The organism is Stenotrophomonas sp. DR822 (genome assembly GCF_019793815.1).
Classification (GTDB): domain Bacteria; phylum Pseudomonadota; class Gammaproteobacteria; order Xanthomonadales; family Xanthomonadaceae; genus Stenotrophomonas; species Stenotrophomonas indicatrix.
In genome coordinates this window covers 3,481,434-3,500,552 of record NZ_CP081826.1, presented here as the reverse complement: position 1 = coordinate 3,500,552, position 19,119 = coordinate 3,481,434, and the positions used below count along the sequence as shown (strand labels likewise).

The following is a 19,119-nucleotide window of genomic DNA, read 5'->3' as shown; positions in this document are numbered from 1 at the left end:
GCGCTCGCCGGGCTTGGCCCGGCGCTACCGATGCTGACCTGTTCCGCCGGTCATGGATCGGCGCCACCGGGGGCATCGTCGCCGGGTAGCGCCGGGCCATGCCCGGCGAGCGCAGCGGAGACCATTTACGCTGCACCGCACAAACCGCTGACAGGACGATGACAGCTTGCGCGACACAGACTGCGGCCGCGCACCGTCCGGTGCCCACGATTGCCGCGCGCCTGGCGTGCACCTGGGAGGGTTTGTGGAATTGAGCATTGCCTGGCGGCGTCCTGCCGCCATGATGGCCCTGGCTGCGCTGGCCGCGCCGGCCTTCGCCGAAGACGAACGTCCAGTGACCGCCACTGTGGGCGGCCGCCTGCACCTGGACTTCGCCACCTTCGACAACGACAACCGGGGTACGCCGAACAAGGACGACACCGAGATCCGCCGCGCCTGGGTTGACGTGTCCGGCAAGTTCTTCGTGGTCGACTACAAGCTGGAAGCTGATTTCTCCGGCGACCGGGTCGAGGCCAAGGACGTCTACCTGAGCCGCAGCTTCGGCGATGCCGGCCGCCTCACCGTGGGCCAGTTCAAGCAGTATTTCTCGCTGGACGACCGCACCGGTTCCAACTACGGCAGCTTCCTGGAGCGCGGCAACGCCGGCACCACGCTGGCGCCGCTGTACCGGCTGGGCGCCTCGTGGCAGGCCAATCCGGGCGATTTCACCTGGGCGGCCAGCGTGTACAGCCTGGAGAGCATCGATGCCTGGCAGGTCAAGGGCCGCGCTGCGGGTGGACGCGTCACCTGGGCGCCGTCACCCAGCGAGGGCGACGTGCTGCACCTGGGCCTGTCGCTGGCCCGCGAGGCCTATGACAACCCGGGCGGCAACGGCACCCCGGGCCTGAAGATCCGTCCGCGTCCGGCCGGCCATCTGTCCGACGAAAGCCGCCTGACCCTGGTCGACTTCTCCGCTGGCCGCGATACCGACGTCAACAAGTGGTCGCTGGAATATGCGCAGGTGCGCGGCCCGCTGTCATGGCAGGGCGAGTTCAGCGGCGCCACCTTCGATGATGGCGCCCAGCGCGGTGATGTGATGGCCGCCTACGGCATGCTCAGCTGGTTCGTTACCGGCGAAAGCCGCGCCTACGACCGCAAGACCGGCCGCTTCGCCCGGGTCAAGAACATCCGCCACAAGGCCGGTGCCTTCGAAGTGGCCCTGCGCTACGACCAGATGTGGGGCGCGCAGCACCTCGATGGTGCGCCGGACCTGCGCCGTGGCAGTACCGAAGGCTGGACGCTGGGCGGCAACTGGTACCTGCGCGACAACCTGCGCTTCATGCTCAACGTGATCGAAAGCCGCAACCGCGACCGCCTCGCCGGCACCACGGTGGATCGCACGCGCGCGGTCACCGGGCGCCTGCAGTTCGACTTCTGACGCGTTTTCCCCGGGCACGCACGCTCGGGCCCCTTCCACGTCCCCCGTCCTGTTTCCTCTAGGAGTCCGCAGATGATGCTGAGCATCCTCGGCTTTGGCATGGTCATTACGTTCATGTACTTGATCATGAGCAAACGGCTGTCGCCACTCGTTGCCCTGATCACCATTCCCATCATCTTCGCCCTGATCGGTGGCTTTGCCGCCGGCATCGACGAAATGATGCTGGAAGGCATCAAGAAGATCGCGCCGACCGGCGTGATGCTGATGTTCGCCATCCTCTACTTCGGCGTGATGATCGATGCGGGCCTGTTCGATCCGCTGGTGCGGATCATCCTGCGCTTCGTCAAGGGCGACCCGATGAAGATCGTGCTTGGCACCGCCGTGCTGGCGATGCTGATCTCGCTCGATGGCGATGGCTCGACCACCTACATGATCACCGTCTCGGCGATGCTGCCGCTGTACCAGCGGCTGGGCATGAACGCGCTGAACATGACCTGCGTGACCATTCTCGCCGGCGGCGTGATGAACCTGACCCCGTGGGGCGGCCCGACCGCACGCGCGGCCACCGCCCTGCACGTGGATCCGGCTGATGTGTTCGTGCCACTGATTCCCTCGATGGTGATCGCCTGCGCCGGCGTGCTGCTGCTGGCCTGGTACCTGGGCCTGAAGGAGCGTCGTCGCCTGGGCGTGGTGACCCTGCCCCAGGGCGGCAGCTGGCTGGACAACAGCGTGTCCGACGACGGCAACACGCTACCGACCGTGGAAGACGCCGAAGACACCAAGCGCCCCAAGCTGCTGTGGGTGAACCTGGTGCTGACCCTGGCGCTGATGAGCGCGCTCATCATCGGTGTGCTGCCGATGCCGGTGCTGTTCATGATCGGCTTCGCCATCGCGCTGGTGATCAACTACCCGAACCTGGCCGAACAGCGCCGCCGCGTGGTCAGCCACGCCGGCAGCGTGCTGTCGGTGGTGGCGCTGATCTTCGCCGCGGGCATCTTCACCGGCATCCTCAACAACACCGGCATGGTCGAGGCGATGTCGCACAGCTTCCTGGCGATCATCCCAGACAGCTGGGGCCCGTACCTGGCGGTGATCACCGCCGTGGCCTCGATGCCGTTCACCTTCTTCATGTCCAACGACGCGTTCTACTTCGGCGTGCTGCCGATCCTGTCCGAGGCGGCCGGCAACTACGGCATCACCCCGGTGGAAATGGCCCGCGCGTCGCTGGCCGGGCAGCCGGTGCACCTGCTCAGCCCACTGGTGCCTTCCACCTATCTGCTGGTGGGGCTGGCCAAGGTTGAATTCGCCGACCACCAGAAGTTCACCCTGAAGTGGGCGATCGCCATTTCGCTGCTGCTGATGATCGGCGGCCTGTTGTTCGGACTCTATCCCTTCACGGCCTGATTCCCTTACCAAGGAGCGTTCTGCAATGACTCTTCGCATCGCCTACGTCACCAGCGGGATGGGCAGTGTCGGCACTGCCATCTGCCAGAGCCTGGCCCGTTCCGGCCATACCGTGGTTGCCGGCTGCGCACCCAACTCGCCACGCAAGGCCAACTGGCTGCGCGAGCAGCACGAACAGGGCTTTGATTTCATCGCCTCCGAAGGCAACGCCACCGATTGGGCGTCGACCACGGCGGCCTTCGCCAAGGTCCGCACCGAAGTGGGCGAGGTGGACGTGCTGGTCAACAACTCCGGCGGCAGCCGCGACCTGCTGTTCCGGCAGATGGCGGTGGAGGACTGGAATGCAGTGATCGCCTCCAATCTCAATTCGCTGTTCAACCTGACCAAGCAGGTGGTCGATGGCATGGCCACGCGCGGCTGGGGCCGCATCATCAACATCGGTTCGGTCAGCGCGCACAAGGGCCAGATCGGCCAGGTGAACTACGCCACGGCAAAAGCCGCGATGCACGGTTTCAGCCGTGCGCTGGCCGCTGAAGTCGCCTCGCGCGGGGTCACCGTCAACACGCTGTCGCCAGGCTACATCGCCAGCCAGGCGATCAGCAGCTTCCCGCCGGACGTGCTGGATCGCCTGGCCGCGTCGGTACCGGTGCGGCGCCTGGGTCGCCCGGAAGAAGTGGCCGGCCTGTGTGCCTGGCTGGCTTCGGATGAAGCCTCCTACGTGACCGGTGCCGACTATCCGGTCAACGGTGGCCTGTACATGGGCTAGCCCTCTCCGCGCAGGGCGTGGGTCTGCTTCCCTCCCCCGGCAGATTCACGCCCTGCGCGGCTTCCCCCACGACGCCGTTCGTTGGTTTTCCGTAAACAAGGTTTCATGTTCCGTTCGCATAGTGGCCGTGCACCACGCCCCCGGGCCGGTGACCATCCCCCATGCAACGGACCATCATGCAGACCCGATACCTGACGATCGCCGTGGCGATCGCGCTTTCCGCCGCCAGCGCCCATGCCGCTGAAGCCACCGACGCCACCGCCGATACCGCGCTGAGCGCGCAGACGCTGGATACCGTCTCGGTCATCGGCCAGGGCGAGACCCGCCAGGTGCAGCGCATCACCACCGTCGACAAGCAGGTGCTGCCGCCGGGTACCAGCGGCCAGAAGATCCTCGACCGCCTGCCCGGCGTGTCGGTGCAGTCCAACGATGCGTTCGGTGCCAACGAGGAATCACAGACCATCAGCCTGCGTGGCTTCGACAAGAGCCGCCTGGGTTACACGCTGGACGGCATCCCGCTGGGCGACAACAGCTACGGCAACTACAACGGCCTCAGCATCGCCCGTGCACTGATCGCCGAGAACCTGGCCGGCGCCGAGCTGTCGCAGGGCATCGGCTCGCTGGGCGTGGCCTCGACCAGCAACCTTGGCGGCACCATCCAGTACTTCTCGATGGACCCGTCCACCGAATTTGGCGGCCGCGCCAGCATAACCGTCGGCGATGACAACCAGCGCCGCGGCTACCTGCGGGTGGACACCGGCGACATCAACGGCTTCTCGGCCTACGTGTCCGGCGTGCACCAGGACCAGGACATGTGGGCCGCGCCGTACCAGAACCAGACCACCCGCCAGTTCAATGCCAAGGCGGTATGGAACGTGGGCGACAACCGCTTCGGTGCCTTCGTCGCCACCTCGCGCGCCAGCCAGGCCAACTATGCCTACCTGTCCAAGGACATGCTGGCGCGCGGCCTGGGTTATGACTGGAACATCTATGCACCGGACTGGGATCGCGCCGTCGCGGCTGCATACTGCGCACCGGGCACCTACAACAAGGCGCGCTGTGCATTCAGCGGTGGGGTCAACAGTATCGACGATGCCTACTACCAGAGTCGTGCGCTGCGCGATGACAACCTGTACTCGATCGACGCCGACATCCGCCTGGGTGAGCAGGGCCGCCTGAAGCTGCTGGGCTACCACCACGAAAACCGTGGCCAGGGCCACTGGTGGGCACCGGGCCAGCCGTCCTACCCGGGCACCGACAGGATGCTGCCGATCTCGATCCGCAGCACCAACTACACCATCAACCGCGATGGCGTGACCGCTGCGCTGTCGTGGACGCTGGGCATCCACGAACTGGAAGCCGGCGTGTGGTACGAGCAGAACGACCATAACGTCTCGCGCAACTTCTACTACATCAGCGGCCCGTTCCTGGACGACCTGTACCTGCAGAACCCGGACCGTCGCCTGTTCAACCAGGACTTCGACATCCGTACCCGCCAGTTCTACGTGCAGGACCGCATGCGCTTCCTCGACCAGCGCCTGACCGTGGACGTGGGCATCAAGAGCCCCAACACCCGCATGAGCGCCAAGGCCCAGCCAGGCGTGGAAACCAGCATCGCCTCGGGCACGCTGACCGCCAAGGAATCGGTGCTGCCGCAGTTGGGCGTGGGCTTCAAGCTCAACGCCAACAATGAAGTGTTCGCCTCGTACGCCGAGAACATCGCCGCCTTCGTCGGCGGCGGCAGCGGTGGCCCGCTGCAGGTGTCGCCGGAATCGTTCGCGGCCAGCGCCGGCCTGGAGCCGGAGAAGTCCAAGAGCCTGGAAGCTGGTTTCCGTACCTTCGGCGAGAAATACCAGGCATCGATCGCGGCCTACAACGTGAAGTTCGACAACCGTCTGCTGTCGTTGAACCCGTGCTCGAGCATCGAGGTAGGCACGCGTCCGGAGTGCGTGACGCGCTTCATCAACGTCGGTTCGGTGAAGAGCCATGGCGCAGAGCTGACCTTCATCCTCAAGCCGGTCGATGGCCTGCAGTGGTACAACGCGCTGTCCTGGAACAAGACCACCTACGAGGATGACTACACCTCGGGCGGTGCGATCGTGCCGGTGGCCGGCAAAATCACCGTGGATACGCCGCAGCGCATGGCGTCCAGCGAGATCAGCTGGAACCGCGATGGCTTCTTCGCCAGCCTGCGCGCCAAGTACACCGGCAAGCGGTACTACACCTACACCAACGACCAGTCGGTGCCGGGCGTGACCACCTTCGATGCCGGCGCCGGCTACGACTTCGGCCCGGGCATGGGCCTGCGCAACGTGCGGGTGTCGTTGAACGCGACCAACCTGACCAACAAGCGCTATGCCGGCCAGCTGAGTTCGTTCGCACCGACCGATCCGAAGGGCACGCGGTATGCAATCCATGCGAGTGCGCCGCGGCAGATCTTCATGACGGTGGCGGCGGAGTTCTAAGTCAGAAGCGGGCGCTGCGGCGCATCAGTACCGCAGCGGGGCGAGGTGGGACGGGCCGAGGCAGGACACGCCGCAAGTACGTCCCTGTAGGCTCGGTCGGCGCATCCATGCGCCTCACGGTCCAGCCTCGGCCCGTCCCACCTCGCTCGACGATTTCCTGCGCCGGCGCGGAGGCAATGGAAAGCAAGAGCAAAAGCAAAGAGCCGGGCATTGCCCGGCTCTTTGCTTTTCAAGCTTTTCAAACGCAATCCCTCTGGTGGATTGCTGGCCGTCTAGCGGGAAATTGTCTGGAGCGGGGGGCTTGCGCTGGCCAGGACCGTCCACGGCATGGATGCCGTGGCCGAGCCTACAGGGACGTACTTGCGGCGTGTCCTGGCCAGCGCAAGCCCCCCGCTCTCCCGATATCAATCAAGACGCGACAAGCCGCCAACGCATTTCATTCCGGCGCCAGCTGGTCCATCCGGATGCGGTTGGCGAACAGCGAGAACGCCAGCATGCCGGCCAGGCCGTTGGCCCGGCTCATCCAGTGCGGCAGCCAGCGCGGGGGCTTCAGCACACCCGATTCGAACAACGGGGCGAACGCGATCGCATCGGTCAGGCTCATCTTGCCGGCGAACAACCAGCGGCAGACCTGCAGGCGATCCTCGGCCAGCATGTGGCGGAAGAAGGTATGCACCGACACCAGCCCGCGCAGGTACACCGTGTCCTTGGTGAAGGCCAGGCCCCCACTTGGCGGCACTCCGCGGAACACCCGCTGCGCCGAGGCAAAGCTCTCTTCCGGGTTCTGCCCGGCATCGCAGAAGTAGCGGAACACCTCGATGAAGTCCGCACCTTCGCGCGCCATCGCGATCGCCTCGGTACGCAGGCTGATGCGCTTCAGGCGCTCGATGTCGATGCTGCCGGTGATCTGCTCGGCAAACGTCGCCAGTCCTTCCTGGGTGGCCGTCACCCGTGGCGAGGACAGCGCCAGGCTCGGCAGCACCGGCTGCGCGCGACCGTTCAACGCCGTCAACGAATGCACCAGCGCTTCGTGGTGGAACAGCTGCGCGCGATCGTAGGCGCTGAATCGCGCACTGGTGCGCAGGCGGATGCGGGTCGGTCCGGCAGCCGCCTTCGAGACCAGCTCCGGGTCCAGCTGCACCTGGATGATGCGTGATTCGAAAAACGCATCGAGATCATTCTGCAGCTGCAACTGCAGGGCGATCGCCGAAACCGGCACCTGCTCTTCCGGTGCCAGCAGTTCGTGATCCAGTTCGGCAGCAATCTGGATGAAGTGGCGCGCCGCATCGCGCGTGCTCGGTCCGTTGCCCGGCAAAGGCTGCTCGGGTGACCCGAACAACTGCACCGAACAGGCATCCACGGCTGCGGTGCCGAGGCCTTCCAGCAGCTGCGCGGCCAGATCCCAGCTCTGCGCGGACTGCCGCACGTAATGGCCCAGCGGATGGCTGTCGTCACACTCGGCAGCGAGTGCCGCCAGCGCGCGACGCTCGGCGCTGAAGTCCAGCTTCGGGTAGTCGACCACCGGCAGCGTCGGCTGGCCACGGGCCACGCTGTCCAGGAAGGGTGCCTGCAGTGTCGCCGGCCAGCTGGTCAGGCCCAGCAGGCGGATGCCTCCTACGGCCTCGACCAGGCGCGCATCGAGCGCTGCATGGTGGGCCACGTCACGGTCCAGCGTCGCGGTCGGTTCCATGGGCGGACTATAACGCCCTGCCCGCACGTTGGTAGGTGCCAACCGTGGTTGGCACAGATATGCATGCGCGGAAAGCATCCACGCACGGCGTGGATCTACTGGGCTGCCCCTGCCGTGACAGTGCCAACCAAGGTTGGCAGCCACCATTCTCCAGCCTTAGCGCCGGCGCGGTTTGCCCGCCGGGCGGAACTGCTGGCTCTTGCCCTTCCTGCCACCGCGTTCCTGCGCGGTCTCGGCCTGGCGCACGGCCAGCTTGGCGGCGGCGGCGGCCACTTCTTCCTTCAACTTGAAGTAATTCAGCAGCCGGCTCTCTTCGATCTCGCCGGCATCGATCGCCGCACGCACGGCACAGCCGGGTTCCTGCTGGTGCATGCAGTCGCGGAAGCGGCACTGCGCGGCCAGTGCTTCGATGTCGGCGAAACCGCCTTCGGCCAGCGTTTCTTCGCCGGTCGGCTTCAGTTCGCGCATGCCCGGCGTATCGATCAGGCAGGCGCCCATCGGCAGTGGCATCAGTGCGCGGTGGGTGGTGGTATGGCGGCCGCGCGAATCGTTGGCGCGCACCGTATTGGTCTTCATGCGCTGTTCGCCCAGCAGCGTGTTGGTCAGCGTCGACTTGCCCGCACCGGAAGAACCCACCAGCACCACCGTGCGGCCGGGGCCCAGCCACGGCTCCAGCACTGCAACACTGTCGGCATCCAGGCCATTGATCGCATGCAGGGCGATGCCCTGCATCTCCAGCTCTTCCAGCACCGCCAGCGCATCTTCGCTGTACTCGGTCTGGTCGGCCTTGGTCAGCACCACCACCGGCTCGGCACCGCCACCGCCGACCAGCAGCAGATAGCGTTCAATACGGCGCGGATTGAAGTCCGCATCCAGGCCACAGACGATGAAGACGGTATCGATGTTGGCGGCGATCACCTGCTGGTGGTAATGCTCACCGGCAGCGCCACGCTTGATGGCGGTACGGCGCGGCAACAGGGCAACGATGCGGATGCCATCCAGCAGCACCCAGTCGCCCACCGCCGGCCGTTCGTGGCTGGGGAAGCGCGGGCGCTGCCACTCCGGCAGCGATTCGGCCTTGATCGATGCCTCCGGGCCATCAGCCACCACATAGTGGGTGCGATGCTGCTCGATCACCCGCGCCGGGTGGGCCTGCGGGTGTGCGGCCATCACAGCCTGCCAGTCGGCCTGCTGCGGCGGGCCCGGCCAGGGCCAGCCAATGGTCTGCAGAGCAGTGAAATCGGGGGTCTGGGTCATCGCCGCCATTCTACCTGTGTGGTGCCGCCCAGCCCAATGTTGGCGGGCCCTGCGGCCCTTGCCATGCGCTGCAGCAATTCCGCTACCATGGAAGCCCCATGCCTTTTGCGGCCCACCGCCCATGTCCACTCCCTCGCCCAAACCCCTGGTCATCCGCGAGCGCCTTTCCGAAGTGCGCTACGAAATCCGCGGAGAACTGGCACGGCGAGCCCGGGAGCTGGAAGCGCAGGGCCACAAGCTGATCAAGCTCAACATCGGCAATCCCGGCGCTTTCGGCTTCCGTGCACCGGAACACCTGCAGCGCGCGATCGCCGATGACATGGGCCGCACCGATCCGTACACCCACCAGCAGGGCCTGCCGGTCGCCCGCGAGGCCATCGCCGCTGCCTATGCTCGCCGTGGCGCACCGGATGCCCATCCGGACCGCGTGTTCGTCGGCAACGGTGTCAGCGAGCTGATCGACCTGTCGCTGCGTGCGCTGCTCAACCCGGGCGACGAAGTGCTGGTGCCCTCGCCGGACTACCCGCTGTGGTCGGCCTCGACCATCCTCAACGATGGCCGCCCGGTGTATTACCGCTGCGCCGCCGAGAACGGCTTCCAGCCGGACCCAAGCGAGATCGAGACGCTGGTGTCCTCGCGCACCCGCGCCATCGTGCTGATCAATCCGAACAATCCCAGCGGTGCCAGCTACCCGCGCGAGCTGCTGGAGCAGGTGGTCGAGATCGCGCGCCGCCACAACCTGCTGCTGCTGGTCGATGAGATCTACGATCAGATCCTGTACGACGACGCGGTGTTCCAGCCGGTCGCACCACTGGCCGGCGACCATCCCTGCCTGACCTTCAGCGGCCTGAGCAAGGTGCACCGCGCCTGCGGCTGGCGCGTGGGCTGGGCACACCTCAGCGGTGACGACGCGCGGCTGGGCGACTTCCGTGCCGCACTGGACCTGCTGGGCGCGCTGCGCCTGTGTGCCAACGTGCCGGGCCAGTACGCCATCGACGCCGCAGTGAACGGCCCGGACACCATCTCGGAGCTGTGCGCGCCGGGTGGCCGCCTGTATGAAACCCGCCGCGCGGTGATCGAAGCCTGCGCGGCCAGCGAGCACCTGTCGCTGGTTGCCCCCGCTGGTGCGCTGTACGCGTTCCCGGCCGTAGTCGGTGCCGCTGCAAAGGGCTTCGACGATCATAATTTCGCGCTGGACCTGATGAACAACGACGGCGTGCTGGTGGTGCCGGGCTCGAGCTTCAACGTGCCTTACCGCCATCACTTCCGCGTGACCCTGCTGCCGGAGGCGTCGGTGATGCGCGACGTGTTCGCCCGTATCGACCGCGCCCTCGCCCGCCGTGCCGAAGACGCCACCAAGGTGGTGCCGCTGAAGCCCCGCCGGTCGGTGGCTTGATCGATGGGCTTGTCGTATCTGGCCCTGGGCGATTCCTACACCATCGGTGAAGCGGTCGCGGTCGACGGCCGCTGGCCGCATCAGCTCGCCGCCGCCCTGCGCGCGCAGGGCATCGCGCTGGGCGACCCGCAGACCATCGCCACCACCGGCTGGACCACCGACGAGCTCGATGCCGGCATCAACGACGTTGCGCCGCAAGGGCCGTTCGACTTCGTCAGCCTGCTGATCGGCGTCAACAACCAGTATCGCGGGCGTCCGCTGGACGAGTACCAGGTGCAGTTCCAGGCCCTGCTGCAGCGCGCGATTGATTTTGCCGGCGGCCGTGCGGACCGGGTCCTGGTGCTGTCCTTCCCGGATTGGGGCACCACGCCGTACGGTGCAGGCAGCGGTCGCGACCTGGGCCAGATCGAACTGGAAACCGACGAGTTCAACGCTGCCGCCGAGGTGATCAGCACCCAGCAGGGCGTGGCCTTCGTCGACATCACCGATATCAGCCGCGACACCGGCGCTGACCCGGCGATGATCGCCGAGGATGGCCTGCACCCGTCCGCACGGATGTACGCGCTGTGGAGCGCGCGTGCGCTGCCGGTGGCCGCACACCTGCTGGGCAGGACGGACTGAGACGATGGACGGCACGCCACGGAACGGCACGCCCCTGCCCTGTTCGCCACTGGATCCCGGGCAGGCGCGCCTGATCGCCGAGTCCTTCCGGCCGATGCAGGCCTGGGGCAGCCGCCGCGATTACTACTACACGCGCGGCAAGCTGGGCAGCGACCCGCTGTATGACGGCGTACTGCAGCACCTTCCCGACGACGGCCAGCCGGTGCTCGACCTGGGCTGCGGGCTGGGCCTGTTCGCGCATGTGCTGCGCCAGCGCGGCCGCCAGCAGCGGTATCTCGGGGTCGACGTGGACAGCGACAAGATCGCCCGTGCGCAGCGCGCCGGCAGTGGCCTGGCCGACGTACGGTTCGACTGTCTGGATGTGCAGGCGCCGTTGCCGGTGCATGGTGGGCATGTGCTGCTGCTGGATGTGCTGCAGTACCTGGAGGAAGCGCCGCAACTGGAGCTGCTGCGCGCGGTGAGCGCGCGGGTCGCGCCCGGTGGCCGTCTGCTGCTGCGCACGCCGCTGGCGACCGGCGACCGCCGCGACCGCACCACGCGGGTGGCTGACCGACTGGCCTGGCTGGTCGGCTGGATGGGCACGCGACCTCGCCACTACCCGGATCCGCAGCGGCTGCAGGCCACGCTGGCGGCTGCCGGCATGCAGGTGGCTCCGTTGCGTCCGCTGCATGGGCGCACGCCGTTCAACAGCTGGTTGCTGGTGGCCGAGCGGCCGGGAACTGCGGCCAACGGCTGAGCCCCTCGTGGTGGGCGGCTGTCTACGGGGGCTGCCCGGGCTGGATGGGCTGCGCGGGGACGCCGTGAACCCCTCCTTGGGGGCTTAGCCGCGCCATCCATGGCGCGGATACCCCGCGCAGCCCATCCCACCCGGGCACGGACGGTTTACGGGTACGTCCACCACGGAAGACAGGAGAAAAGCGAAGGGCAAACGCGGGTCGCTTCGCTCTTGCGGCGCTGCGCGCTCGCCGGGCGTGGCCCGGCACTACCGGTCACCTGGCCGGCAGTTCGGCTTTCAGGCCGCGCTCGTCCAGCACCTGCAGCACCCGTTCGATGATGGCCAGGTTGTGGCCATGTGCGGCACCTTCATGCAGCAGCACGATCGCGCCCGGGCGCAGGTCCGGGAGCAGACGCGCCAGCACGCCATCCGGCGTGCAGCCGACGCCGTCATAACCGCGGGCGCTCCAGCCCACGCGCACCAGGCCCAGCTTGCGCAGTACCGGCGCCACGAACGGGTTGGTCATGCCCACCACCGAGCGGTACCAGCGCACCGGTCGCCCACTCACCGCCTGCAGTGCCTGCTGGCAGCCCTCGATTTCCGCCGCCATCGTGCCCGGGCCCAGCCGCCAGAAGCGCGCCTGCGGATGGCTGTGGCTGTGGTTGCCGAGGTCGTGTCCGCGACGCAGGATCTCCTCCACCAAGGCCGGATGCGCCAATACGCGCTCGCCGACCAGGAAAAAGGTCGCCTTCGCCTGGTGCCGGTCCAGCAGATCCAGCACCGCCGGGGTCTGTTCACTGGGGCCGTCATCGATGGTCAGCCAGACGCTGTTGCCGGCCGCGGGCAACCGGCTCAGCACCGGCGCATAGAAGCGGCTGTTGGGCAGGAACACCGGCACCATGAACAACGCGTGGCTTGCCACCATCAGGGCCAGGCCCCAGTGCCAGCCCGCCAGCACCCAGACCAGGATCACGGCCAGCTGCGACAGCACCAGCCAGGGCACCCAGCGCCAGGGCCGGGTCGGGATGCGATGCAATGTTCCTGCGTTGGTCATGCCCCATGATGCCATGGGGGGTAGAATTGATGATTCGAATTTTTCGGACCCATGACTGCCATGTCCCTCGATCCCGCCCTGCGTTCGCGCATCGAAACCATCCTCAACGACAACCGCGTCGTGCTGTTCATGAAGGGCCAGCCGTCGATGCCGCAGTGCGGCTTCTCGGCCAAGGCCGTGGGTGCCCTGCAGGACCTGGGCGTGGAGTTCGCCCACGTCAACGTGCTGGCTGACGCGGAGATCCGTGAAGGCATCAAGGCCTATGGCGACTGGCCGACCATCCCGCAGCTGTACATCGACGGCGAACTGGTCGGCGGCAGCGACATCGTGCTGCAGATGGCCGCCAGCGGTGAGCTGAGCAGCGTGCTGGGCCTGGCTGCACCGGACCGCACCCCGCCGCGCATCACCGTCACCCCCGCCGCGGTGGAAATGCTGAAGGGCGCGCTGGCCGATTCGCCGGGTGCGTCGCTGCAGCTGGGCATCGATGCCCGCTTCCAGCCGAACTTCCAGCTGGCCCCGTACGATGAAGGCGCGATCGCCGCCGAGTCCAACGGCCTGCGCGTGCAGTTCGACCTGGCCAGCGCCCGCCGCGCCGATGGCATCACCATCGACTGGGTCGACGACATCCGTGGCAAGGGCCTGGCGATCGACAACCCGAACGCGCCCAAGCCGGTGCAGGAAATCAGCGTGCGTGATGCCGACGACCTGGTGCGTGCCGGCAACGTGATGCTGGTGGACGTGCGTCCGGCCGAAGAACGCGCCATCGCCGCTGTCGGCGTGCCGTTCAAGAGCTTCGATGGCAACGGCCGCGCCGAGCTGGAAGCCCTGCCCAAGGACACCGCCCTGGCTTTCCTGTGCCATCACGGTGGCCGCAGCGCGCAGGCAGCGGAGCAGTTCCGTGCGCTGGGCTTCAGCAAGGTGTTCAACGTCACCGGCGGCATCGATGCCTGGTCGGACGAAGTGGACAACGGCGTGCCGAAGTACTGATCGGCGGCGCTTGATACATGGGAAAACGCCGGCGAAAGCCGGCGTTTTCTGTTGAGCCCATCCACGCATGGCGTGGATCTACTCCTTCCATGCCCCAAGCGCGGGGGCTGACGTTCCGGTTACCCGGCGAACCCGCCTTCGGCCAGGTAATCCAGTTCTTCCGGCGACGGAATGCGGCCAAGCACCGCATTGCGGTGCGGGAACCGGCCGAAGCGGCGGATGATGTCGCGGTGCAGTTCGGCGTACTGCAGGTATTCCTTGTCACCCAGCACGTCGAACATCGCGACCGAGCGGTCCTGGTCCAGCGGATCTTCGGAGTGCTCGAACGGCAGGTAGATGAAGGCGCGCAGCTTGGGGACCAGCTGCAGGTCCAGCCCCTCCTCGATCGCGCGCGTGGCGTAGTGACGTGCCAGGCCATCGGTGGCATAGGAATGGGCCGTGCCGCGGAAGCAGTTGCGGGGGAACTGGTCCAGCAGCAGCATCAGCGCCAGCGCGCCCTCGGCGCTGCCCAGCCAGTGCTCGCGCGCGCGCGATGCGGCAGCGTGGTGTTCGTCCGCGAACAGCGTACGGAACCGCGCGTCGAACGCATCATCGCGGGCGAACCACTTTTCAGGGCCCGCGTCCTTCCAGAATTCCACCACTTGCGCGGCAACGTCCATCACCTACTCCCCAGGGCCGGCGCGCCGCGCCAGGCCATCATCATCATTCGTCGAAGCGCAGGTGGCGGACCGACTTGCCGTTGCGCCGGATAAGCTTAAGCGCCTCGATGCCGATCTGGATATGGTTTTCCACGAACTGCGAGCTGACCTTGGCGTCGGACGCCTCGGTTTTCACCCCGTCCGGGATCATCGGCTGGTCTGAAACCAGCAGCAGGGCCCCGCTGGGAATGTGGTTGGCGAAGCCGGCAGCGAAGATCGTCGCGGTTTCCATGTCGATGGCCATGCAGCGCATCGCCCGCAGCCGCTCCTTGAAGGCATCGTCGTGCTCCCAGACCCGGCGGTTGGTGGTGTAGACGGTGCCGGTCCAGTAATCATGGCCCAGGTCGCGGATCATGGTCGAAACCGCACGCTGCAGGGCGAAGGCCGGCAAGGCCGGCACTTCCGGCGGCAGGTAGTCGCCCGAGGTCCCCTCGCCGCGGATGGCGGCGATCGGCAGCACCAGGTCGCCCAGCTGGTTCTTGCGTTTCAGCCCGCCGCACTTGCCCAGGAACAGCACGGCCTTGGGCATCACCGCCGACAGCAGATCCATGATGATCGCGGCATTGGGGCTGCCCATGCCGAAGTTGATCATGGTGATGCCGTCGATGGTGGCGCTGGCCATCGGCCGGTCCAGGCCGATCACCGGCGCCCCGGTCAGCGCGGAGAACGTATGCAGGTAGCCCCCGAAGTTGGTCAGCAGGATGTGCTGGCCGAACTGGTCCAGAGGCACGCCGGTATAGCGCGGAAGCCAATTGTCGACGATGTCCTGCTTGCTCTTCATGGGCGCTCCGGTACGGCGTGGGGCCGATATTGTAGGCCCCCGCCCGCCCCCGCCATACATGCGGCTGCGGCAACGAAGAAGGGCGGCCCTGCGGCCGCCCTCCCGGGGTTTGCCTTGGCAGCCGGCCGGCTTAGAAACGCACCGACCAACGCAGATTGGCGCCATGGTCACGGCTTTCATCGCCGAACTGGCCGGTGTAGCCCAGCTCCAGCTGCTGGTTGGCCGTCAGCCAGGCCGACAGCCCCAGTTCCGCCACCACCGCGCTGTCGGCGATCGGCGCACCGCTGACCGCGAACGCATCGCCACCGCTGGCAAAGCCCAGCCTGGCCATCGGGTTGCGGTCGCCCGAAGCGTGGCGATACCCCACCCCGCCGCGCACGTGCAGCCAGCTGTCCTGCTGGAACGAAGCCTTCAGACCCTTGTCAAAGCGCACACCGGCCGTAGCCAGGGTGGTGCGGGTATCGTCCACGTCACCCTGCAGGGCCGCCGCGCCACCGCGCTCGTTGATCGACTTCATGTCCACTTCAACGCGTGCCACCTGCAGGTACGGCTCCAGGCCTGCCTCGCGGCCGCCGAAACGGTAACCCGCTTCGATGAAGGCCTGGCGGGTACGCCCGTCGTAGCGCGCGCTGAGCGTATCGCTGTAGCCGGCGAATGCCAGTTCACGGGTGCTGTCGATGTCGTGCTCGCTCCACGCCAGGCCGCCACGCAGACCAAAACCGCCCCAGTTGTGGCTGGCGTATGCACCGAAGTGGGTGTTGTCGATCTTCGACTTCGCCCGACGGCCGTCCTGCTGCTTGACGTCGGTGCGGCCGGTGCCGGCCAGCAGGCCCACCTGCCAACCGCCGAACTGGCGGTCCACGCCCATCAGCAGGCCGTTGCTGTTGGCCTCGGTGCGGGCAGTGTTGGCATTGCCATCCAGCGTGCCGCTGCCACCGATTGCCTGCACCCACACACCGGTCGCGGCCGGCTCGTCACTGCCCGGAGAGGTCGCTCCCGCACGACGCGACAGCGCCGCATCGCGGACATGGCGGCTGCCTTCGACCAGCGCGATCGACGTGGCTGCATGCAGTTCACCGCTGAGGCTGTCCAGCGCTGCGCCCACCTGCTGCGGGAACAGCGTGGTCAGCGGCTTGGGCAGCCCTTGGTTGATCGCCAGCGTATCGACCACGGTAGCCACGGCATGCTGGTTTGCGGTGCTGGCCGAGCTGGCCAGCGAGTTGCCGCGGGTCACTTCAATGCGTGCGCCGGTGGCGCCGTAGGCCAGGTTGAACTGCATGAACGGCGAGAACGCGCTGAAGTCGGTGATGGCGAACTGTCCGTTCACGCCGCCATCGGCACGGATGAAGTTGAACTGCTCACCCAGGTAGTAGATGCCCGGCTCCGGCAGCGCCACCAGGGTGCCGCCGAGCGTGGCGGTGCCGGTGACATGCAGCTGGTCGCTGCGGCTGCCCGGTGCCACCTCGGCCTGGTACACGCCGGTCTCGGTCTGCACGTAGTCGCCGTTGATGGTCAGCGTGCCGATCGAATTGCCCGGTGCAATGGTGCCCTTCACGATCGTGTAGCCGAGCGTGCCGGTGCCCTTCAGCGTTGCGCCCACTTCCACCGCGGTCATCCCACCGTTCTGGGTACCGTTGAACGACACCACGCCGCCGACGATATCCAGAAGGGTGTTGTCCAGTACGCCGGTGGTGCCCACCCGGGTATTGCCGCCGTACATGTAGAAGAGGGTGCTGCTCAGCGTGCCGTCCACCTGCAGCGTGCCGTCGCGCATGTCGATGTTGTCCATGCGGACCTTGCCGGTCTCGGTGATGGTGCCGGTGCCACCGGTCACGTTCAACCAGCGACCATCGACGCTACCGGCGACCACCAGCTTGCCGGCTGACAGATTGATGTCGGTGTTGCTTGCCACGGATCCGGCGTTGAGCCGGGCCTCGCCACCGTCGACACCCAGGAGGGTCGATACCAGCGAACCGTTCAGCGCCAGGCGACCGCCCGGTACCCACACGCTGCCCAGCGTATTGACGCCGTCAAGTTCCAGCACACCCTCGCGCACCACGGCGCCATTGAAGCTGTTGTTGCCGCTCAGGCGCAGCCAGCCGATGCCGCTCTTGGTCAGCTTGCCCGGACCGCCGATGTCGTTGGTCCAGTCGTCCCACGCATCGCCTTCCCACACCTTCAGGCCGCCGGCCTTCTGGTTCATCACCACGTCGGTGTCCACGCGCAGCGAACCGTAGCCTTCAATGGCCTTGGCCAGGTTCATCATGCCCCAGCCATACACATCGTCCACGCCAGCGGCGCCGAGGTCAGTGGCGGTGGTCAGCAGCACGTCGCGCACCTGCGCATTGTCCAGGTACGGGAAACGCTCGAACAGCAGGCCCAGCGCACCGGTGACATGCGGTGCGGCCATCGAGGTGCCGGTCATGTCCTCGTAGGCATAGGTCGGCATGCGCTGCTGGATGTCCAGGCCGATATCGTTGCCGGTCTGGAACGGCGCACCGATGATCTGCGAGTCAGCGCCGTAGGCGGTGGAGGTGATGTCGCTGCCCGGTGCCGCAAGGCACCAGTTGGCGCTCAGGCCACAACGCATGGAGCTTTCGGCCAGGACCAGGTTGCGGTCAACGTTGACCACGCTCAGCCAGTACGGTTCCAGGTCGGCCTGGAAGCGCGGCAGGGTGGCGTGCACGCCGGCAATCGGCGCGTCTTCCGGCGAGGTGTTGTACGGATAGGTATTGCCGGCAGCCCACACCTGGATCATGCCATTGGCACGCGAACCATCGCCGATGATCTGGAAATAGTCGTCGTAGGCCGGGTTGTTGAAGAACTGCGCGTCCTGCTGGCCAGCCGTGGTCGGCTCGTTGGTGAAACCCCAGCTGTGGTTGACGGCCCGCACCTGCTGCGCGTTCAACTGCTCGTACAGGTCGGCAAACACCGCATCGGACGCACCAATGCCGACCGAGCCATTGCGGTACTGCAGGGTCGACGGATCGACATCCCATACGGTGAGGCTGTTGAAGAACAGGCGTGCCACCGAAAGATCGGCGCCAAAGGCGACGCCGTGGGTACCAGAGCCATCACGGTTGGCAGCGATGGTGCCCGATACGTGCGTGCCATGCGTGTTGTAGGCCAGCCCTTCGAACAAGCCCTGGCTGTTGACGTTGTCAATGTTCGCCTGGTCCATGTCGAGCAGGGTCATGTCGATGGCCACGTCATTGCCATCGCTGCTGAAGCAGGCATCCGGTCCGCTCAGCATGGTGGTGTTGGTACACAACGATCCGTCAGCCAGGTGATCGGCCAAGTGGATGCTGCGGTGGTTCTTGCCGGCGAATTCGGAATGATCCAGTCCGGTGCCGCTGTCGAACACGCCCAGGCGGATCCCTGCACCGGTCAGTCCACGCGCATAGGCGGCGTCGGCATTGATGGCCTGCAGACCCCAGTCGCGGTTGAACTCGCTGGTACGCCAGCTGGCGCGGTCAGCGGGGGCGCCCATCACCGGCTGCGGCTCGACGCTGGCCATCGGCGCGCTGCCGACAGGCGCCTGCAGCGGTGCGGTTGCCGGTGCTGCGGTCACGGTCGGGCGCGCGAATGCGGCCTGCAGGCTGCGCTGGTACTGGTAGCGGGACAGGTCGTCGGGGGTGCCCTGCGCCAGGGCCGGCAGGGTGGCTGCCATCAGCAGCGAGCCTACGATGGCCGATGCGAGCGGGGAAGGCAGGAAAGAACGACGGAGAGAGGTGGAGCGATACGACGTTGCAGCAGTCATCGGGGATTACGTCCTTGATTCCATGGATTGTTTCAGGTGCTGCTCCCTCATGGAGCTGAGTGGGAACACCTGCGCGGCGAGTCAGCGCGCGCTCACCCGCATGTCGCT

At 66.7% G+C, this 19,119-nt stretch carries 14 protein-coding genes; 8 read left to right on the top strand and 6 right to left on the bottom strand.

Translation table 11 applies throughout. From position 1 onward, the window contains the following. The first annotated feature begins 280 nt into the window (after positions 1–280). From K5K93_RS16040 to K5K93_RS16025, 4 genes are all read left to right on the top strand, one after another. A complete protein-coding gene (locus K5K93_RS16040) occupies positions 281–1,417 on the top strand; it encodes a porin (protein ID WP_025874117.1) in 1,137 nt (378 codons plus the stop codon). Positions 1,418–1,492: 75 nt separating this feature from the next. Beyond that, positions 1,493–2,821, top strand: coding sequence for a CitMHS family transporter (locus K5K93_RS16035; protein ID WP_222391103.1), 1,329 nt, complete (start codon positions 1,493–1,495; stop codon positions 2,819–2,821). A 25-nt stretch (positions 2,822–2,846) separates the two neighbouring features. Then, on the top strand, positions 2,847–3,587 hold the full coding sequence (gene phbB / locus K5K93_RS16030) for an acetoacetyl-CoA reductase (RefSeq protein WP_222388396.1): 741 nt from the start codon (positions 2,847–2,849) through the stop codon (positions 3,585–3,587). 176 nt (positions 3,588–3,763) lie between these two features. Continuing rightward, positions 3,764–6,052: a TonB-dependent receptor gene (locus tag K5K93_RS16025; RefSeq protein WP_099785353.1), complete on the top strand. Its 2,289-nt coding sequence runs from the start codon at positions 3,764–3,766 to the stop codon at positions 6,050–6,052. A gap of 436 nt (positions 6,053–6,488) precedes the next feature. On the opposite strand, the gene K5K93_RS16020 is transcribed toward K5K93_RS16025, so the two are convergent. Continuing rightward, the gene (locus tag K5K93_RS16020; RefSeq protein ID WP_222388395.1) at positions 6,489–7,742 is read right to left on the bottom strand and encodes a flavohemoglobin expression-modulating QEGLA motif protein; all 1,254 of its coding nucleotides are present in this window, start codon (positions 7,740–7,742) and stop codon (positions 6,489–6,491) included. Between the two features lie 156 nt (positions 7,743–7,898). Beyond that, positions 7,899–8,999 (bottom strand): ribosome small subunit-dependent GTPase A, encoded by a 1,101-nt coding sequence (gene rsgA, locus K5K93_RS16015; protein ID WP_227416527.1) that lies wholly within the window; start codon positions 8,997–8,999, stop codon positions 7,899–7,901. 121 nt (positions 9,000–9,120) lie between these two features. On the opposite strand from rsgA, the gene K5K93_RS16010 reads away from it, so the two are divergent. The 3 genes from K5K93_RS16010 to K5K93_RS16000 are packed head-to-tail and all read left to right on the top strand — an operon-like array spanning position 9,121 to position 11,752. Beyond that, the gene (locus K5K93_RS16010; RefSeq protein ID WP_117311357.1) at positions 9,121–10,395 is read left to right on the top strand and encodes a pyridoxal phosphate-dependent aminotransferase; all 1,275 of its coding nucleotides are present in this window, start codon (positions 9,121–9,123) and stop codon (positions 10,393–10,395) included. A 3-nt stretch (positions 10,396–10,398) separates the two neighbouring features. Next, positions 10,399–11,016 (top strand): SGNH/GDSL hydrolase family protein, encoded by a 618-nt coding sequence (locus tag K5K93_RS16005; protein ID WP_222388394.1) that lies wholly within the window; start codon positions 10,399–10,401, stop codon positions 11,014–11,016. Positions 11,017–11,020: 4 nt separating this feature from the next. Further along, positions 11,021–11,752 (top strand): class I SAM-dependent methyltransferase, encoded by a 732-nt coding sequence (locus K5K93_RS16000; RefSeq protein WP_222388393.1) that lies wholly within the window; start codon positions 11,021–11,023, stop codon positions 11,750–11,752. A gap of 253 nt (positions 11,753–12,005) precedes the next feature. Here the strand turns inward: K5K93_RS16000 and K5K93_RS15995 are convergent, their stop codons facing one another. Further along, positions 12,006–12,785: a polysaccharide deacetylase family protein gene (locus K5K93_RS15995; protein WP_025874108.1), complete on the bottom strand. Its 780-nt coding sequence runs from the start codon at positions 12,783–12,785 to the stop codon at positions 12,006–12,008. 60 nt (positions 12,786–12,845) lie between these two features. Here K5K93_RS15995 and grxD point away from each other — a divergent pair, with 60 nt between their 5' ends. Further along, on the top strand, positions 12,846–13,772 hold the full coding sequence (gene grxD / locus K5K93_RS15990; protein ID WP_025874107.1) for a Grx4 family monothiol glutaredoxin: 927 nt from the start codon (positions 12,846–12,848) through the stop codon (positions 13,770–13,772). A 119-nt stretch (positions 13,773–13,891) separates the two neighbouring features. Here grxD and K5K93_RS15985 read toward each other — a convergent pair whose 3' ends face one another. From K5K93_RS15985 to K5K93_RS15975, 3 genes are all read right to left on the bottom strand, one after another. Next, complete coding sequence (locus K5K93_RS15985; RefSeq protein ID WP_032975420.1) at positions 13,892–14,431, bottom strand: DUF924 family protein; 540 nt, start codon at positions 14,429–14,431, stop codon at positions 13,892–13,894. A 43-nt stretch (positions 14,432–14,474) separates the two neighbouring features. Beyond that, positions 14,475–15,251 carry an AMP nucleosidase gene (locus tag K5K93_RS15980; RefSeq protein WP_222388392.1) on the bottom strand — a complete coding sequence of 259 codons (777 nt, stop codon included), beginning with the start codon at positions 15,249–15,251 and terminating at the stop codon, positions 14,475–14,477. 130 nt (positions 15,252–15,381) lie between these two features. Beyond that, positions 15,382–18,921 carry an autotransporter domain-containing protein gene (locus tag K5K93_RS15975; RefSeq protein WP_314818553.1) on the bottom strand — a complete coding sequence of 1,180 codons (3,540 nt, stop codon included), beginning with the start codon at positions 18,919–18,921 and terminating at the stop codon, positions 15,382–15,384. Positions 18,922–19,119: the final 198 nt, after the last annotated feature.

Bases quoted from the DNA above. Each gene is read 5' to 3' on its own strand.
- phbB (WP_222388396.1), top strand. From the start codon at position 2,847: ATGACTCTTCGCATCGCCTACGTCACCAGCGGGATGGGCAGTGTCGGC.
- K5K93_RS16005 (WP_222388394.1), top strand. From the start codon at position 10,399: ATGGGCTTGTCGTATCTGGCCCTGGGCGATTCCTACACCATCGGTGAA.
- K5K93_RS16000 (WP_222388393.1), top strand. From the start codon at position 11,021: ATGGACGGCACGCCACGGAACGGCACGCCCCTGCCCTGTTCGCCACTG.
- K5K93_RS16040 (WP_025874117.1), top strand. From the start codon at position 281: ATGATGGCCCTGGCTGCGCTGGCCGCGCCGGCCTTCGCCGAAGACGAA.
- K5K93_RS15985 (WP_032975420.1), bottom strand. From the start codon at position 14,431: ATGGACGTTGCCGCGCAAGTGGTGGAATTCTGGAAGGACGCGGGCCCT.
- K5K93_RS16025 (WP_099785353.1), top strand. From the start codon at position 3,764: ATGCAGACCCGATACCTGACGATCGCCGTGGCGATCGCGCTTTCCGCC.
- K5K93_RS15980 (WP_222388392.1), bottom strand. From the start codon at position 15,251: ATGAAGAGCAAGCAGGACATCGTCGACAATTGGCTTCCGCGCTATACC.
- K5K93_RS16010 (WP_117311357.1), top strand. From the start codon at position 9,121: ATGTCCACTCCCTCGCCCAAACCCCTGGTCATCCGCGAGCGCCTTTCC.
- K5K93_RS15995 (WP_025874108.1), bottom strand. From the start codon at position 12,785: ATGACCAACGCAGGAACATTGCATCGCATCCCGACCCGGCCCTGGCGC.
- rsgA (WP_227416527.1), bottom strand. From the start codon at position 8,999: ATGACCCAGACCCCCGATTTCACTGCTCTGCAGACCATTGGCTGGCCC.
- K5K93_RS16020 (WP_222388395.1), bottom strand. From the start codon at position 7,742: ATGGAACCGACCGCGACGCTGGACCGTGACGTGGCCCACCATGCAGCG.
- K5K93_RS15975 (WP_314818553.1), bottom strand. From the start codon at position 18,921: ATGGCAGCCACCCTGCCGGCCCTGGCGCAGGGCACCCCCGACGACCTG.
- K5K93_RS16035 (WP_222391103.1), top strand. From the start codon at position 1,493: ATGCTGAGCATCCTCGGCTTTGGCATGGTCATTACGTTCATGTACTTG.
- grxD (WP_025874107.1), top strand. From the start codon at position 12,846: ATGTCCCTCGATCCCGCCCTGCGTTCGCGCATCGAAACCATCCTCAAC.